This window comes from Mycobacterium sp. IDUB_28, from assembly GCF_055419285.1.
This window is the reverse complement of record NZ_JBVAXK010000004.1, coordinates 256,433-273,999: the sequence shown is the minus strand read 5'-3', so window position 1 is coordinate 273,999 and position 17,567 is coordinate 256,433. Positions and strand designations below refer to the sequence as shown.

13 protein-coding genes are annotated in these 17,567 nt (G+C 66.4%); 5 read left to right on the top strand and 8 right to left on the bottom strand.

The features are described 5' to 3' along the window. Positions 1–3 precede the first annotated feature (3 nt). The 6 genes from eccA to ACZYZ9_RS10690 all read right to left on the bottom strand — a co-directional run bounded on the left by eccA (position 4) and on the right by ACZYZ9_RS10690 (position 5,879). On the bottom strand, positions 4–1,734 hold the full coding sequence (eccA, locus tag ACZYZ9_RS10715; protein ID WP_463826239.1) for a type VII secretion AAA-ATPase EccA: 1,731 nt from the start codon (positions 1,732–1,734) through the stop codon (positions 4–6). Next, positions 1,731–2,282, bottom strand: a complete 552-nt coding sequence (locus ACZYZ9_RS10710) for a DUF2694 domain-containing protein (protein ID WP_463826238.1) — start codon at positions 2,280–2,282, stop codon at positions 1,731–1,733. The genes eccA and ACZYZ9_RS10710 overlap by 4 nt, the downstream gene beginning before the upstream one ends. A gap of 44 nt (positions 2,283–2,326) precedes the next feature. Next, positions 2,327–3,175, bottom strand: coding sequence for an ESX secretion-associated protein EspG (locus ACZYZ9_RS10705; RefSeq protein WP_463826237.1), 849 nt, complete (start codon positions 3,173–3,175; stop codon positions 2,327–2,329). Between the two features lie 2 nt (positions 3,176–3,177). Further along, positions 3,178–3,486: an ESX-1 secretion-associated protein gene (locus ACZYZ9_RS10700; protein ID WP_463826236.1), complete on the bottom strand. Its 309-nt coding sequence runs from the start codon at positions 3,484–3,486 to the stop codon at positions 3,178–3,180. A gap of 90 nt (positions 3,487–3,576) precedes the next feature. Then, a complete protein-coding gene (locus ACZYZ9_RS10695; protein WP_463826235.1) occupies positions 3,577–4,815 on the bottom strand; it encodes an EspA/EspE family type VII secretion system effector in 1,239 nt (412 codons plus the stop codon). 206 nt (positions 4,816–5,021) lie between these two features. Beyond that, complete coding sequence (locus ACZYZ9_RS10690; protein ID WP_463826427.1) at positions 5,022–5,879, bottom strand: ESX-1 type VII secretion system transcriptional regulator EspM; 858 nt, start codon at positions 5,877–5,879, stop codon at positions 5,022–5,024. A gap of 514 nt (positions 5,880–6,393) precedes the next feature. Between ACZYZ9_RS10690 and ACZYZ9_RS10685 the strand changes: the two genes are divergently transcribed. Beyond that, positions 6,394–6,684 (top strand): WhiB family transcriptional regulator, encoded by a 291-nt coding sequence (locus ACZYZ9_RS10685; RefSeq protein ID WP_463826234.1) that lies wholly within the window; start codon positions 6,394–6,396, stop codon positions 6,682–6,684. Between the two features lie 15 nt (positions 6,685–6,699). Here the strand turns inward: ACZYZ9_RS10685 and ACZYZ9_RS10680 are convergent, their stop codons facing one another. After that, positions 6,700–8,103, bottom strand: a complete 1,404-nt coding sequence (locus ACZYZ9_RS10680; RefSeq protein WP_463826233.1) for a MinD/ParA family ATP-binding protein — start codon at positions 8,101–8,103, stop codon at positions 6,700–6,702. Between the two features lie 726 nt (positions 8,104–8,829). Here ACZYZ9_RS10680 and gltB point away from each other — a divergent pair. Together gltB and ACZYZ9_RS10670 are read left to right on the top strand one after the other, a co-directional pair. Beyond that, complete coding sequence (gltB, locus tag ACZYZ9_RS10675; protein WP_463826232.1) at positions 8,830–13,413, top strand: glutamate synthase large subunit; 4,584 nt, start codon at positions 8,830–8,832, stop codon at positions 13,411–13,413. Beyond that, positions 13,406–14,872, top strand: coding sequence for a glutamate synthase subunit beta (locus tag ACZYZ9_RS10670; RefSeq protein ID WP_463826231.1), 1,467 nt, complete (start codon positions 13,406–13,408; stop codon positions 14,870–14,872). Before gltB ends, ACZYZ9_RS10670 begins: the two co-directional genes overlap by 8 nt. A 333-nt stretch (positions 14,873–15,205) precedes the next feature. Here ACZYZ9_RS10670 and ACZYZ9_RS10665 read toward each other — a convergent pair whose 3' ends face one another. Next, entirely contained in the window at positions 15,206–16,054 is an 849-nt protein-coding gene (locus tag ACZYZ9_RS10665; protein WP_463826230.1) for an LLM class F420-dependent oxidoreductase, read from the bottom strand. 39 nt (positions 16,055–16,093) lie between these two features. Between ACZYZ9_RS10665 and ACZYZ9_RS10660 the strand changes: the two genes are divergently transcribed. Beyond that, positions 16,094–16,519 carry a hypothetical protein gene (locus tag ACZYZ9_RS10660; protein WP_463826229.1) on the top strand — a complete coding sequence of 142 codons (426 nt, stop codon included), beginning with the start codon at positions 16,094–16,096 and terminating at the stop codon, positions 16,517–16,519. Continuing rightward, positions 16,519–17,523, top strand: coding sequence for a PHP domain-containing protein (locus ACZYZ9_RS10655; RefSeq protein ID WP_463826228.1), 1,005 nt, complete (start codon positions 16,519–16,521; stop codon positions 17,521–17,523). The genes ACZYZ9_RS10660 and ACZYZ9_RS10655 overlap by 1 nt, the downstream gene beginning before the upstream one ends. Positions 17,524–17,567: the final 44 nt, after the last annotated feature.

Below are 17,567 nucleotides of genomic sequence, written 5' to 3'. Positions count from 1 at the left end.
GTGTCACTCTCTCATGTTGAGGTGGGCATGCACCGCGGCGATTGCCTCGGCCATGTCCGCGTTGTTGATCTCCTGCAGTCGGTCCACATCCAGAGCTTCAATGTCCAGGCCCTGCGCCAGGCGCATGTCCCGGCACTGTTCGGCAGCCTCGACCAGTTGCCGTGCGTAACGGCCGTTTCCGGCGATGTCCAGCGCCGGCCGGCCACGCAAAGTCCGATCGTGCAGCACCTTGGCCGCCGCCAGGAAGGCATCGGCCGCTTCCCCGCTCAGCGTCGAATCATTGGCGGCGGCAATGACCTTCGCAATCTCGAGGAGTTCGTCGGGACTGTAGGTATCGAACTCAATGCGGGTGGCGAAGCGCGACCGCAGGCCCTCGTTGGTTTCCAGCAGCCGGTCGATGTCGTTGCTGTAGCCGGCGATGATCACCACCAGCCGGTCGCGGTCATTCTCCATTCGCGCCAGCAAGGTGTCCAGCGCCTCCTGCCCGAACGGGTCGGTGCGGCCATCCCGTTCCTGCACAAGGGCGTACGCCTCGTCGATGAACAGCACCCCGCCCAGGGCCTGATCGATGGTCTTAGTGGTCTTGACGGCCGACTGACCCTCGTACTCGGCGACGAAGTCCTTGCGTGAGGTCTCGACCAGCTTGGGTTCGGAGATCACCCCGAGCCCGGCAAGCATGTTCGCGACAACGCGCGCAATCGTCGTCTTGCCGGTACCCGGCGGACCGGTGAAAATCATGTGCTTGCTGGGCTGGGCCACCTTCATGCCTTTGGCGGCGCGGACCCGCGCCATCAGGGTCGCCGCGCGGTAGCGCTCGATCTGCGTCTTGACCCGGGTCAGCCCGATCTGACGGTCCAACTCGGCCTGGGCGTCGGCCAGCAGCGCCTCGCGGCCGGAGTTGTCGGTCACCACACTGGCCGGGTCCCACGGATCCGATCGGGAGGAGATCTGCTCGGCTGTGGTGGTCTGCAACCGGTACGACGGATCCTTCAGTGCCGCTGCGACTTTCGGATCCGGATGGGTGGTCTGCAGCCATTCCAGCAGCGCCACCGCGGCGTCCTCGTTGCCTTGGCTGCGCCGCGACAGGGCCAGGAACCACGCGATGGCCCGGGCGCACGCTTCACCGGCCGGTGAGTCGTTGGCTTCGGTCAGCCGGCGTTCAGCCTCGGTGAACAAACCCAGATTCGCCGCCGCCACACCGTGCGCCACCCCGGCGGCACCGGTCAGGAACTTGTCCGGCCACTTGCCGGCGCCCTTCACCTGGTCGATCACGTCCGTCCAGCGTTCGGCCGCGCCGTAGATCACCGCCTTGAGCCACGCGACCAGATGCTCGGACCCGCCCGCCGCCCCGGGGGCCATGGCGTCCAGAGCTTCCAGCGCGTCGGCGTAATTACCTTGCGCTGCTTCAGATGCCGCGAAGCCCATCGTCACCGCAAGTGGTGAGGTGACCGGATAGGTGATGTCGCCATACAGACCCCCGATCGGGACCCTGGCGTTGAGCGTGCTCATCGAAATCTGCGCGGCCCCGGAAAGCCGGCCGAAATTGCGGCGCGAGTACCAGGCCCGGAACAGCGTCACGCGATCGGTGTCACCGCAGCGGATCCTGCCCACCCACGCATCGCACGCCGACTCGTCGTCATTGGTGATCTCGGTGAACAGGTCCAGTGACCGTGCCTCCGACAACGGCAGCATGCCGACGGCACTGTCGAACAGACCGGCCAGGCGATCAGTCATTGATCACCGTTGTACCGGGCGGTGTAGTCCACGTCGTAGCGGGAGGCGAACACCTCTGCTTCCCGGGCGGCCGCCTCTTCCGGCGTCGGCAGATTCAGTGTCATGCCGACGAATTCGTGCAGCAGCGCGTTCTGTTGCGCGTCGCCGCCGGTCATCTCGCCCATGTTCTCGACCATGAAGGTGTGTTGGGCGGCCCGCGCCTTCTGCCGGGCCAGGTCGGCGATGACGAAAATTTCTTCGGCAAGCCCCGATTCGGACATGCTCGATGCCCGATCGGTCACGGTGATCTGCTGCACGCGGCCGTCCATCAACGCCGTCACCGACACCGAACCCTGCGGATTGGTGACGGTGAACAACGCCAGCTCGGGTTCCTCCTCCTGCTCGGTCAGCCCGCTCAGTGCATCGAGTTCGGTTCCGGAGCCGTCGGTTTCGGTCGGTGGGGCATAGTCACCGAGCACGTCGAGCGAGGACTCTTCGACGACGGCACCGCCGGAGAAATCCAGCGCCCCGAGGTCGTCGCTGTCGTAGTCGTTACCGGGCAGGTCCACTATGGCGTCCCTTTCTGGACTGGTATCGGGAAAGTTCGCGGGCGTTACGCGGAGGCTTCGGCATGGTCCAACCAAGATCCGGCGGGCAGCAGCTCGAGCAGGCCGTCCAGCGCGCGTTGCAGATTCTGTTGGGTGCCGGCGAGAAAACTCCCGTACAGCTCGCCGCCCACCCGGCGGGGCAGCGAGACCAGACGCCCGTGCTCGGAGTCCAGAACGCCTGCGGCTGCGGGGGTGGTGGTGGTGGTCCCCCCGGGATGGCGCTGGCTGGCGACGATCTCGACCCAGCTGGTCGGGTTACTGACGATCTCGCTATAGATGCGCGCCTGCGCCGGCGGAACGCCGTGCCGCGTCAGGTGTGCGGCCGTCGTGCACTCGGCGAGCTCGCTGGCGACCCCGGTCAGCGGCTCGACGGGCGCCGGCTCCGCTGAGCCCAGCACGGTCGTCACCATGCCGGCCAACCCGACCTGCGGCGCCACCAACTGCAACACCAGCATGTCGTCGTCGCGGGCCGCGACCACGTGGGTATCACCCTTGCGGCACACCACAAATCGGACCATCACGCCGGCGGCACCCGCGCCGGCTCTGTCGCGGCGCCACCAACGGCATTCCAGCGTGCGGTCGGCGCGACTGATGGTCTCAACCATCGACGCCACCCCCGGGTGCGGTTGCCCGTTGTGGTCCAGCACCCCCTGCGCGGTGAGGTCGCGCCGCACCTGGTCCCAGACCACGTCCCGCAGCTCCTCTTGGGGGATGTTGGGCCGAATGCCAAGTGCGACCGGGAAATCGACCAGGTGCAACCGATCGGCGATGACCAGCATCCCGTCGATGGTGACCTCCACGCCGACGACATCGTCAACGAGGCCCGCGCGGCCGGAAGCGAGCGGACCGGACATGATCAGCCGAAGATCTTGTCGATGACGCCGGCCAGCCCCTGGTCGGAATTGAGGTAGGCGGTCGCAGCCGAGATCAGATTGGTGGCCAGCCCGGTGCTGACGCCCTGCACACCCTTACCGGTGTTGCTGCGGCTGGTTTCCAGGTCACGCAACGCGTTGTTGAATTTCGACGTGAACGAACCGTGGGTCATCGAGACGCGTCCGCTGATCCCGGTGACCGAATTGGTGGCGGTGCCGAATTGTCCGGCGATTTCGGTCTGCATGCCGGAGAGCACCTTCAGGAACGAAGGTACGACTTCGAGAACTGACATGGGGCAGAACCTTCCTCTACGTTTAACTTTTTTACTCGCTATGGCATTGGCTTGTTAGGGGTTTGGCCGAGTTGAGGCCGACTGCTTGGACTACAGGACGGTGCCCGACTGGCTCTGGCCGCCGGTTCCCACATCGACGGGCGCACGCTCGCCGCCGGCAACCCCGGCCGCCGCGCCCGCACCCTGGTCGTCCCGGTCGTCCTGCTGGCCCCCTTGCTGGGCCTGCGAGGAGATCATCTGCGCCTGTTGACTGGCCATGTTGCCCATCTGACCCGGGCCGCCGCCGGCAGCCATGAGTTGCTGGAGCTGGCCCATGGTCGAGCTGATCTGCCCGACGCCCGGCAGTTGGGCGAAGCTGAGCAGGTTTCCGAAGCTCAGCACGGGCAGGCCGGCGAAGCCGCCCAAAAAGTCCGGCAGCGCGGCCAGTTCGGTCCAGGTGGGTAGTTTGCCCAAGTTGCCCACGCCCGGGAAGAGGTCGCCCAGCCCAGGCAGGCCGGGGAACACGTCGGGGATGCTGGGCAGGCCGGGCAGGTTGGGGAAGCCGGGGATGAGGCCGCCGAGGTCGGGGATGACGCCGCCGAAGTCGGGCAGGCCGGGGATGGACGGCCACTGGAATTCGGGCAGCCCCGGGATCGGCAGGTTGAAGTCCGGGACACCGACCTGCGGCGGCCAGGTGAACTCGGGCAGGCCCGGGATGTTGGGCAGGCCGGGGATCGGGAGGTCGGGCAGTTTCGGCGGCCAGATGGTGTCGATGATGCCGCCGATGATGTCGGGAATCAGCCCGGCCAGCTTGGGCAGGTTCGTCAAGATGTCGAGCAGCCGGCCGCCGAGTCCGATCATGTTGAACGCGTTCATGGCGGTCATGATCGTCAGGTAGAGCAGGGCGCCGCCGACAACCGTCATCGCCAGTGCGCAGGCCGGGATCGCCATCGCCACCGAAAGGGCGTCGCCGACGATCCAGAGGTTGTCTTCACACCATTTGCAGGCCTTGTACACGCCGTCGACCATGCTCTTCATCGCGCGTAGCACCTTGCGCGTGCTTTCGACGTGTTCGGCCTGATTCGAGATCAGGTTGCCGGTCAAATCGTCGATTTCACCCATCAGCTTGGCACGCAGTTGTTGCGCGGTGTTCTGGTTCAAATAGGCATCGGCGGCCTGGCCGATCCAGTTGGTGCCCGGAATGGCGAGGCCGATCTTGTCGGCCACGCCTTTGAACAGTGAGGAGCCGGCGTTGAAAACGTCGCCCGGGTCGGGAATGCCGTCGCCCAGCAGAAACAACTGCGTGTAAATGAAGTTGCTGGTGGTCTTGCAAATCGCGCTACCCGACATTTGCGTGGTTCCTTACGTTGGCTGTTGGCGTGCACGGACGGTTTTCGTTATGCACTTTCGCATCGTGTGTCGAGCTTAACAGCGCTGCGACCGAGCTCAATGCACGAATTTTCTGGTGGGAGTGGATGTTTCGCGGGCACGGCAGGTACCCGCGCACCACGGAGTACCGGGGCAACAACGACGTTCCCCGTACCATCCCGCTCATTTCAATTGATCTGGCTGATAAGTGCTTCGATCGCAGCGGCGGCGTCCGGCGGCAACACTTCCTCCGCCTCGGCACGAACGATCGTTTCTTCGCTGACTCCGGCTGCGAGGGCCGTTTCATGGGCGGAAAGATTTGCACGCCGGCGCGCGGCATATAACCGCTGCGCGAGCGTGGCGCCGGGAGCCGTGGCACCCAAGGTCATCAATTCGTCGTGATAGCGACGCACGGCGCCCATGGCTTTGATGAGTTCCGGCGTTATCCGACTGATCCGCGTGGCCTGAACGGCGATTCCCTCGAGCTGGCGCAAATCGGCCAGAATGGGCGCTGCGCGCTCGGTGAATTCGGGATCCTCCGGCGCGGGCAATGCGGCGATCGCCAAACTGCAGGTGTCCACGGCGGCGGCCACCGCCTGGGCGATCAGCGATGCCGGGCCGTCGGCCGTCGGCGGGGGTGGTGGCGGCACCGGCGGGGCCGGCGCGGGTTGGGTGGCGACCGCCTCGCCGTCACGGATGCGCTCGATCGTCCCGGCCGGCCACTGCAGCACCTCTTCGAGCTTGGCGCGAGTCCGGTCGCGGGGCCAGCTACGGCCCTTCTCGAAGGCGATCAACGCACCCGCGTTGATGATGCCGTCGGCGGCGAGGCTGCGCTGACTGATGTCGAGCTCGCGCCGACGCGCCGCCGCGGCGGCGCCGGCCCGGGCCAGCCCGGGATCGACTTCGGGGGACTGGTCGACCGGCTCGTGTCCTGCCGGACGGTCCCGAGCGTGCTCTTCAGGCGAATTGGACGGCCTGACGGCTTCGAACGTCAACGCCTTGCCTCCAGTGAGTTGGCCGAACCGGATGTGGGACACGGTGCGCATATTGATCCTGGCGGGGCGCGCGGCGTCGAGCTTGAGCGCGGCCAGCGCAGCTGGACCGACGGTCGACTCGGTGTCAGGCATCTGCGGAGAGTCCTCGCTCGTGGATTCCAGAGCGGCCGGCCGCACGCACCTTCCGCTAGCCAACATCGTAACCGTTGCACCCTTTCATTGCTATACCTTCGCTACGCTTTTCTCAGCGGTCAGATGGTGCGGCGCATCCCGCTATAACCGGTCTACCGCTACGGTTAAGCCTAACGCCAAGCACACATGTCGGGCGCACTTCTTTGGCAGTGGCCGCCGGGACCAGCCGTTCACGAGCAAACCCACAGCTAATTGGCAGGAAAAAACCCCTGGTGATACCAGGTTTCGTCGAGTAGGCGAGGGCTGCCTCCGCAAAACGTAGCGCCGTCCTCAGCATGGTCATAAACAAACTGTTGCACTGCGACGGTTCTTGCTATACTGTTCTGCGGCAGAGGGGCACAACCTGCAACGCTTTATGGAGGAACGTAAAGACATGACCGCAACGACTCTCTCTTCGGTCCCGCAGCTGGGCGTGTGCACCCAAGACCCCGACCGTTGGACCACGACGCCCGACGCCGAGGCCAAGACCCTGTGCCGGGCGTGCCCGCGCCGGTGGCTGTGTGCCAAGGAAGCGGTGGAATTGCCTGGCGCGGAAGGCCTTTGGGCCGGCGTGGTGATCCCGGACTCCGGCCGGGCGCGGACGTTCGCGCTCAACCAACTGCGGTCGCTGGCCGAGCGCAACGGTTTCCCGGTCCGGGAGCGGATCGCCGCCCAGTCGGCGTGATGCGACGAATGCTGGTCAGCGGTCCTGCCGGCCCGGGGGTGTGCTGACGTTCGCCGGATCGGGCTGACGATTCGGGACCGGCTGGTCACGAAAGCGATCCGTCGGCGCGGCCGGGTTCCGCGATCCGAAATAGCCCGTGATCATCGCCGCGACCTGGAGAAACTTCAGGCGCGTCGCCGCCGCCAGCTGTTCGGTGACGTCAATGACGCCACCGGGTCGCAGGTGGGGATCGAAGGGAACCTCGACCACCGGCTGGCCGTGGTCGACGAACTCGCGAGCCAACAATGACCGGGTGCGTTTGTCGGCGTGGCCGTCGGAGTCGTTGAGCACGACCACGCTGCGTTGCAGCAGATCCCGAAGGTCATGGTCGGCCAACCACTCGACCGTCTTGGCCGCAGCGGCGGCGCCGTCCGCCCACGGTGAGGAAACTACGATCAGCGCGTCCAAGTCGCGCAACACTTCCCGCGTGACGGCAGCATCCATGGTGGAGCCGCAGTCGATGACCGAGATCGCGAAGTGGCGGTCCAGCCGTAGCGCAGCCTCGCGGTACACGGCCGGATCCAGCACCCGGCGGGGACCCGCCGCCGGCTCACCGCCCAGCACATAGAGGCCGGCGGCATTGCGGCCCACCCGCGACGTCACGTCGGCGAAGGTCTGCAGGTTCTTGTCGGCGGTCAACTCCCAGAACGAGCCGGTGGTACGCGGATCGATGCGGCTGCTCAGTCGGCCGAACGCGGTGTCGGCGTCGATCGCGACCACGCGGTCCTGCTGGCGTAGCTCGGCCAGGATCGAGCCCACGCTGGCGGCGACAGAGGTCTTCCCGACACCACCCTTGCCCAGGACGCCGACCTTGTGGTTGCCGTGCAGCGCGACTCGGATGGCCGCCTCGAATTGCGCGGCGCTGCGTTGCGCGGCCGATGGGCCGGGGTCAACGAGCCCGAAGGTGGCCACCTGCACCACGCGTCGCCAGCCGCGGTGTGCGGGCTGGGATCGGCGCGCCGGCGCCGCCCCGGTACCCGGCCAGGAGATCGGCGGAGGAACGTCACTGCGCTGCGGCGGCGCTGGGCTTCGGTGCGGGCTCGGCGTCGGATGCGGTGCCGGGGGCGGTCGGAGCTGCACCGGGCCGGGCGGCGCGGCGGGCATGGCTGGTGGGGGCGGCACGGCGCGCGGCGCGGGCTCGGGCACTGCAGCAGGTGGGGTGGCGTCTTCGGCCGGCGGCGGCGGGGCGAATGTCGCTCGCGGGGTCTCGGTCGCTGCCGGCGGGCTGGGGGCGGGGTGCGGCGGACGGGGCGGGACCGGCGGCCGGAAACCCGTGGTCGGCGCCGGACGCGGGGAGGCGGGCGGTGCCTCGGGCGGACGCGCAGCCACCGGCTGGTCGGGCCCGACGCGGTTGCGCAGGAATTCCTGGGGCTCGTTCATGGGCTCCTCGGGGTGCGACGGCGGCGGATCGGCACGCCGGTGCCTGGCCATTTCCGATTCCCGCGTGATGAACCCCACGGTCCGATCGGCCGGTGCCGGACGCTTCACTCCAGTATCGACCACCCACAGCTCGGGCTGAACCGGGTGACTCCCACACCGGGACGCAACCGGCCGCTCGTGGGCAACAATTAGATCTGCGCAAACTCGCCTACCCGACGGGTTGACCGCTCCCGCCGGGCGCGAACGCGGCCGATCTCGATTCGGCCGACTTGGCTGCCACGCCTTTTCGGCTACGGTGTTGCCGGTGTGACTGTTGGTCCGGCAGCCGACGACGACGGATCGGCAGCCCAACCCGCGCACTCAGCAAACCGGGACGCGCGACCGGGCCGGCCGCCGGAGCGGTCCACCATCGACACCGGGTGTCGCACGGCTGTCAAATGCTGGTAACGGCGAATTTACGGCCCTGCGAGCAGGCAAGTTAGTATGGGTAAGTTGGCATGTCAGGCGGTTTTTGTCCTATCGTTTTAAGACTTGTCGAGACCAGGTACAGGACGACCGTTCAGCGCTGCACGGACGAAGTCCTGACCGGATTATCTCCGCTAGGCGGACAGCCTATCGACCAGAGCGCAGGGGCTTAGCCCGCAACCTCCGGGTGCGGCTCCTCGATCAGGAAAAGTCGATCCGCAAAGCGGCGGTGCAGAAAGTCTGCTGAAGGGTTAGGTGGGTATGACGCCCAGGCGCGTCGGGCTTTACAACCCCGCATACGAACACGATTCGTGCGGGGTCGCCATGGTCGTGGACATGCACGGCCGGCGCAGCCGCGACATCGTGGACAAGGCCATCACCGCGCTGCTCAACCTCGAACACCGCGGTGCCGCCGGCGCCGAACCGCGCAGCGGTGACGGCGCGGGGATCATGATCCAGGTGCCCGATGCGTTCCTGCGGGACATGGTGGACTTCGAACTGCCGGAGGCGGGCAGCTATGCCACCGGCATCGCGTTTTTGCCGCAGTCGGCCAAGGACGCCGCCACCGCCTGCGCGGCGGTCGAGAAGATCGCCGAGTCCGAGGGTCTGCAGGTGCTCGGCTGGCGCAACGTGCCCACCGACGACTCGTCGCTGGGCGCGCTGTCACGCGATGCGATGCCCACCTTCCGGCAGGTTTTCATGGCCGGCGCCTCGGGCATGACGCTCGAACGTCGCGCCTACATCGTCCGCAAGCGGGCCGAACACGAACTCGGCACCAAGGGCCCCGGCCAGGACGGACCGGGCCGGGAGACGGTGTATTTCCCGAGCCTGTCCGGCCAGACGCTGGTCTACAAGGGCATGTTGACCACCCCGCAGCTCAAGGCCTTCTATCTCGACCTGCAGGACAACCGGGTGACCAGCGCACTGGGCATCGTGCACTCCCGGTTCTCCACCAACACGTTCCCGTCGTGGCCGTTGGCGCACCCATTCCGGCGGGTGGCGCACAACGGAGAGATCAACACCGTCACCGGCAACGAAAACTGGATGCGGGCCAGAGAGGCGCTGATCAAGACCGACGTCTTCGGTTCGGAAGACGACGTGGAGAAGCTGTTCCCGATCTGCACCCCCGGGGCGTCCGACACCGCGCGCTTCGACGAGGTGGTCGAGCTGTTGCACCTGGGCGGCCGGTCGCTGCCGCACGCCGTGTTGATGATGATTCCCGAGGCCTGGGAACGCAACGAGTCGATGGATCCCGCCCGGCGGGCGTTCTACGAGTACCACGCCTCGTTGATGGAGCCGTGGGACGGCCCGGCGTCGATCACGTTCACCGACGGCACCATCGTCGGCGCCGTGCTGGACCGAAACGGTCTGCGCCCGTCGCGAATCTGGGTCACCGACGACGGCCTGGTCGTGATGGCCTCAGAGGCCGGTGTGCTGGACGTCGACCCGTCCAAGGTGGTCAAGCGGATGCGGCTGCAGCCGGGCCGGATGTTCCTGGTGGACACCACCCAGGGCCGGATCGTGGCCGACGAGGAGATAAAGGCCCAGCTGGCCGCCGAGCACCCTTATCAGGAGTGGCTGGACAAAGGTCTGGTTCCGCTCGACAAGTTGCCGGCCAATAAATACGTGCGCATGCCGCACCACCGTCTCGTCATGCGGCAGCAGGCCTTCGGCTACACCTATGAGGAACTCAACCTGCTGGTGGCGCCGATGGCCCGCACCGGCGCCGAGCCCCTGGGCTCCATGGGTACCGATACGCCGATCGCGGTGCTGTCCAAGCGTCCGAAGATGCTCTACGACTATTTCCACCAACTATTCGCCCAGGTGACCAACCCGCCCCTGGACGCGATCCGGGAAGAGGTCGTCACCAGTCTGCAGGGCACCACCGGCGGCGAGCGCGACCTGCTCACGCCGGACGAGAACTCCTGTCGCCAGATCGCGCTGCCGCAGCCGATCCTGCGCAATTACGAGCTGGCCCGGCTGATCAATCTGAACCCGGAGGACGAAGTCAACGGGCGGCCACATGGCATGCGGTCCACAGTGATTCGCTGTCTGTACCCGGTCGCCGAAGGGGGCGCCGGGTTGGCCGCCGCGCTGGACGAGGTGCGGGCGCAGGCGTCGGCGGCCATCGCCGACGGGGCACGCGTGATCATCTTGTCCGACCGCAACTCCGACGAGGCGATGGCGCCGATTCCGTCGTTGCTCGCGGTGTCGGGCGTGCACCACCACCTGGTGCGGGACCGGACCCGTACGCATGTGGGTCTCGTCGTGGAATCCGGTGACGCCCGCGAGGTGCACCACATGGCGCTGCTGATCGGGTGCGGGGCTGCGGCGATCAACCCGTATCTGGTGTTCGAGTCGATCGAGGACATGATCGACCGCGGCGTCATCGAGGGCATCGAACGCAATAAGGCGTTGAACAACTACGTGAAGGCCGCCGGCAAGGGCGTGCTCAAAGTGATGTCCAAGATGGGCATTTCGACGCTGGCGTCCTACACGGGTGCGCAACTGTTCCAGGCGGTCGGCGTCTCCGAGGATGTGCTCGACGAGTACTTCACCGGTATGGCCTGTCCGACCGGCGGTGTCACGCTGGACGACATCGCCGCCGATGTCGCGACCCGGCACGCGCTGGCCTATCTGGACCGCCCCGACGAGCGTGCGCACCGCGAACTCGAGGTGGGCGGGGAGTACCAGTGGCGCCGCGAGGGCGAGTACCACCTGTTCAACCCGGAGACCGTCTTCAAGCTGCAGCACTCCACTCGCACCGGCCAGTATTCGATCTTCAAGGAGTACACCCGGCTGGTCGACAACCAGAGCGAGCGGATGGCATCGCTGCGCGGGCTGCTCAAATTCCGTGCGGGCGTGCGTCCTTCGATACCGATCGAGGAGGTGGAACCGGCCAGTGAGATCGTCAAGCGCTTCTCGACCGGGGCCATGAGCTATGGCTCGATCTCCGCCGAGGCGCACGAGACGCTGGCCATCGCGATGAACCGGTTGGGTGCCCGGTCCAACAGCGGCGAAGGCGGTGAGGACGTCAAGCGCTTTGACCCCGACGCCAACGGGGATTGGCGACGCAGCGCGATCAAGCAGGTCGCCTCCGGGCGGTTCGGCGTCACCTCGCACTACCTGACCAACTGCACCGACATCCAGATCAAGATGGCTCAGGGCGCCAAACCCGGTGAGGGCGGCCAACTTCCGGGGCACAAGGTGTATCCGTGGGTCGCGTCGGTAAGGCACTCCACACCCGGCGTCGGCTTGATCTCGCCGCCACCGCACCACGACATCTATTCGATCGAGGATCTCGCACAGTTGATCCACGACCTGAAGAACGCCAACCCGTCGGCGCGCGTGCACGTCAAGCTGGTGTCCGAGAACGGCGTCGGCACCGTTGCGGCCGGAGTCTCCAAGGCGCACGCCGATGTGGTGCTGATCTCGGGGCACGACGGCGGTACCGGCGCGACCCCGCTGACGTCGATGAAGCATGCGGGTGCCCCGTGGGAGTTGGGTCTGGCCGAAACTCAGCAGACCCTGCTGCTCAACGGTTTACGTGACCGCATCGTGGTCCAGGTGGACGGCCAGCTCAAGACCGGACGCGACGTGATGATCGCGACGCTCCTCGGCGCCGAGGAGTTCGGCTTCGCCACAGCGCCTTTGGTGGTGGCGGGCTGCATCATGATGCGTGTCTGCCATCTGGACACCTGCCCGGTGGGGGTGGCCACCCAGAACCCGCTGCTGCGGGAGCGGTTCGCCGGGAAGCCGGAATTCGTGGAGAACTTCTTCATGTTCATCGCCGAAGAAGTGCGGGAGTACATGGCCCAGTTGGGTTTCCGCACCATCAACGAGGCCGTCGGTCAGGCCGGGGCGTTGGACACCACCCTGGCGCGCGCGCTGTGGAAGGCGCACCGACTGGACCTGACCCCGGTGCTGCACGAGCCCGAGTCGGCGTTCATGAATCAGGATCTGTATTGCAGTTCGCGCCAGGACCACGGCCTGGACAAGGCGCTGGACCAGCAGTTGATCGTGATGAGCCGCGAGGCGCTGGATTCGCAGAAGCCGGTCCGGTTCTCCACCAACATCAGCAACGTGAACCGCACGGTGGGTACCATGCTCGGCCACGAGGTGACCAAAGCCTATGGCGGCCAAGGGTTACCGGACGGCACCATCGACATCACCTTCGAAGGGTCCGCCGGCAACAGCTTCGGCGCGTTCGTGCCCAGGGGCATCACGTTGCGCATCTACGGTGACGCCAACGACTACGTGGGCAAGGGACTTTCCGGCGGCCGGATCGTGGTGCGGCCGTCGGACAACGCGCCCGAGGGCTATGTGGCCGAGGACAACATCATCGGGGGCAACGTGATTCTGTTCGGTGCCACCAGCGGCGAGGTCTACCTGCGCGGTGTGGTCGGCGAGCGGTTCGCTGTCCGCAACTCCGGTGCGCACGCCGTGGTGGAGGGTGTGGGCGACCACGGCTGCGAATACATGACCGGTGGGCGGGTGGTCATCCTGGGCCGTACCGGCCGCAACTTCGCCGCCGGCATGTCCGGTGGTGTGGCCTATGTCTACGATCCCGACGAGGAATTGCCGAACAACTTGAACATCGAGATGGTGGACCCGGAAACACTGGACGACGAGGACGCCGAGTTCGTGAAGGGCATCATCGAGGCGCACGTCGATGCCACCGATTCCGCTGTGGGCCAACGCATTCTGGCTGACTGGCGGGGCCAGCAGCGCCACTTCGTGAAGGTGATGCCGCGGGACTACAAGAAGGTGCTGTCGGCGATCGCCGAAGCAGAACGCGACGGTGTGGACGTGGACAAGGCGATCATGGCGGCGGCTCATGGCTGACCCGACCGGCTTCCTGAAGTACACGCACCGCGAGCTGCCCAAGCGGCGGCCGGTCCCGTTGCGGTTGAAGGACTGGCACGAGGTGTACGAGGAGTTCGACGTCGACACCTTGCGGCATCAGGCGACTCGCTGCATGGACTGCGGAATTCCGTTCTGTCACCACGGTTGTCCGTTGGGCAACCTGATCCCGGAATGGAACGACCTGGTACGACGGGGCCACTTCCGCGATGCCATCGAGCGCCTGCACGCGACGAACAACTTCCCCGACTTCACCGGTCGGCTGTGCCCGGCGCCATGCGAACCGGCGTGCGTGCTCGGCATCAATCAGGAGCCGGTGACGATCAAGCAGATCGAGCTGGAGATCATCGACCGGGCCTTCGACGAGGGCTGGGTGAAACCGCTGCTGCCGCACTGCGATACCGGCAAAACCGTTGCGGTGGTGGGTTCGGGCCCCGCCGGTTTGGCGGCGGCTCAGCAGCTGACGCGGGCCGGGCATCATGTCACGGTGTTCGAGCGGGAGGACCGGATCGGCGGGTTGCTGCGTTACGGCATCCCCGAGTTCAAGATGGAAAAGCGTGTGCTGGACCGGCGGCTGGAGCAGATGGCGGCCGAGGGCACCGAGTTCAAGGCCGGCGTGAACGTCGGGGAGGACCTCACCGCCGAGCAGTTGCTGGCCGATTTCGATGCGGTCGTGCTGGCCGGGGGCGCCACCGCCTGGCGCGACCTGCCGGTGCCGGGCCGGGACCTGGACGGCATCCACCAGGCGATGGAGTATCTGCCGTGGGGCAATCGGGTCCAGGAGGGGGACGACGTACTAGGCCCCGACGGCGAGCCGCCGATCACCGCCAAGGGCAAGAAGGTGGTGATCATCGGCGGCGGCGACACCGGTGCCGACTGTCTGGGCACCGCCCACCGTCAGGGCGCGGCCAGCATCCACCAGTTCGAGATCATGCCGCGTCCGCCGGAGACCCGCGCCGAGTCGACGCCCTGGCCCACCTATCCGTTGATGTACCGGATCGCCTCAGCCCATGAAGAGGGCGGCGAACGGGTGTTCTCGGTCAACACCGAAGAGTTCATCGGCAAGGACGGGCACGTCACCGCGCTCAAGGTGCACGAGGTGACGATGCAGGACGGCAAGTTCGTCAAGGTCGAGGACTCCGACTTCGTGCTCGAAGCGGACCTGGTGTTGCTGGCGATGGGTTTCGTCGGCCCCGAGCAGCCGGGGTTGCTGACCGACCTCGGGGTCAAGCTCACCGAGCGTGGCAACGTTGCCCGCGGCGACGATTTCGACACTTCGGTGCCGGGTGTGTTCGTGGCCGGCGACATGGGCAGGGGTCAGTCACTGATCGTCTGGGCGATCGCCGAGGGTCGTGCCGCGGCGGCCGGGGTGGACCGTTTCCTGATGGGATCCACCGCCCTGCCGGCGCCCATCAAGCCGACCGCTGCGCCACTGCGCTAACCACACCAGTCACATCTGAAACATTTGATAAATCGTCGGCGTGCCTTCCGGCGTTTGCCAGAGCCTCAGGTGTCTAATAACTGACTGTGGGCCGCATCACACAGTCCCAATACATAAGGCACATTTCGGGTCGCCTTGAGCCCCTATCGCGTTAACCCGATCGCAGGAGTAGTTATCGTGCATATGAACCCAGTTCCCAGGTCAAAGATGGGTCGAATCGCGTGGTCGCTGTTTCGCCACCCCGTCAAGAGCCGCGAGTTTCCGGCGCGCAGTGAGCGGCTGGTGACCACCGAGGATCTGCTGCGCTTCGCTGTCTAGCCGCCGAGTGTTTGCTCAGCTCAGCAACCCGGACTCCCGGATAGCTTGGGCGAGCGGCTCGATCACGGCGGCGTCGTGCGGCGGAGCGATGTAGACGATGCCGAGATCCAACCCCTCGGCACCCAGCGCGGCCGCCGTCTCGATCACCTGGTGGTAGTCGCGGTCGGGCCCCAATCCCAGGTGCGCCGAGAGCGTGATTTCTGTCGGGTCCCGTCCGATGTCGGCACAGCGCGCATGCAGCACGTCGCGTTTGCGGGCGAACTCCTCGGCGGTGCCGCCGGCGAAGTTCCAGTGCTGCGCATAGCGCGCAGTGATCGGCAGGGTCCGCTTCTCTCCGCTGCCCCCGATGGCGATCGGCGGGTGCGGCCGCTGCGGTCCCTTCGGCTCGTTGCGGGCGTCCCTGAGTTGGTAGAACTTGCCGTCGAAGGTGGTCGTCTCCTGACTGAGCAGGCTGACCAGCACCTGGCAGGCCTCCTCGAACCGGTCGAAACGCTCTTTGAGACCGCCCAGTTCGATCCCGTACGCGCCTGACTCCTCTTCGTTCCAGCCGGCGCCGATACCCAACTCGAGCCGCCCACCGGAGATGACGTCGAGGGCGGCGGCCATGTTGGCCAGCACCGCGGGGTGGCGGTAGTGGATACCGGTGACCAGGGTGCCCAGCCGTAGCCGCGTGGTGGCCTGGGCCAGCGCCGTCAGCGTGGTCCACCCTTCCAGGCACGGACCGGTGGAGTCGGAGAAGATCGGATAGAAGTGGTCGAAGGTCCAGCCGGACTCGAAGACGTCGATGTCGTCGGCGGCCTGCCAGACAGCCAGCATGTCCGACCAGGTGGTGTTCTGCGGTGAGGTCTTGAAGGCGAATCGCATGAGTCCGAAGGTAGTCCGGCAACTAGACTCGTCCGAACGATGACCCTCGGACTCGACACCACACTCACCCTGCTAGCGGCGGGCCTGATCTTCCTGTTGGCACTGGGCCTCGGGGTGTGGAAGTACCAGCAGGTCATGGTGTCCGAAGAGCACCGCGCGCACCCGTACGTCGACATCGCGCACCGCGCGGCGCTGCTGTACAGCTTCGCCACGCTGTTGTTCGCGGTGTTCGTCGAACTCAGCGCGTGGCCGGCCTGGGTGAACCTTGCCGCGACCGGCGTGGCGGTGTTCTTCTTCGTGGCCGCCATAGCCAGCTACATCCTGCACGGCGCGCGACGCGACACGGAGAACCAGTTCGACCCGCCCGTGCCGGGTACACGATTGGCGATGACCCTGCTGATCGTCGGGGAGATGGGCGGTTTCGCCGTGGTACTCGCCGGCTTTGTGGTGAAGCAACTGCTCTGATGGACCCGGTGGCCGCGCTGCGCGAGATCGCGTACTACAAGGACCGAAGCCGTCAGGATTCCCGACGGGTCATGGCCTACCGCAATGCCGCCGACATTCTGGAGAAGCTCGACGAGGCCACGCTGGAGCGCCACGGCCAGGACAACAGCTGGCAGTCGATCCCGGGAATCGGGCCCAAAACCGCCAAGGTGATCGCGCAGGCCTGGGCCGGCGATGTACCCGAACAACTCGTCGAATTGCGTGCTAGCGCAGAGGATCTCGGCGGTGGCGAGATACGTGCGGCGCTCCGGGGAGATCTGCATCTGCATTCGAACTGGTCGGACGGTTCGGCGCCGATCGAGGAGATGATGGCGGCCGCCGCGGCGCTGGGCCACGAATACTGTGCGCTGACCGATCATTCGCCGCGGCTGACGATCGCCAACGGGCTGTCCCCGGACCGGTTGCGTAAGCAGCTCGATGTGATCGACGAGCTGCGGGACCGGTTCGCGCCGATGCGAATCCTGACCGGCATCGAGGTCGACATCCTTGACGACGGCAGCCTGGACCAGGAGCCCGAATTGCTCGACCGCCTGGACATCGTGGTGGCCAGCGTGCACTCGAAGCTGTCCATGGATGCCGGCGCGATGACCCGGCGCATGGTGCGTGCCGTGTCCGACGGTCACGCCGACGTACTGGGCCACTGCACAGGGCGACTGGTCTCCGGCGGGCGCGGGATCCGGCCGGAATCGAAGTTCGACGCAGAGAAGGTGTTCACTGCCTGTCTCGAGCACGGCACCGCCGTTGAGATCAACTCGCGACCCGAACGGCGGGATCCACCGACGCGGCTGCTCGAGCTGGCCCGGGACATGGGCTGTGTGTTCAGCATCGACACCGACGCGCACGCACCCGGCCAGTTGGACTTCCTCGGCTACGGCGCGCAGCGGGCCTTGGACGCCGGTATCGACGCCGAGCGCATCGTCAACACCTGGCCAGTGGAACGATTACTGGAGTGGACTAAGTCCTGAAGCTGGTCCTCAGCATCGCCAATAGCCGTTCACGTGAGTCCCGT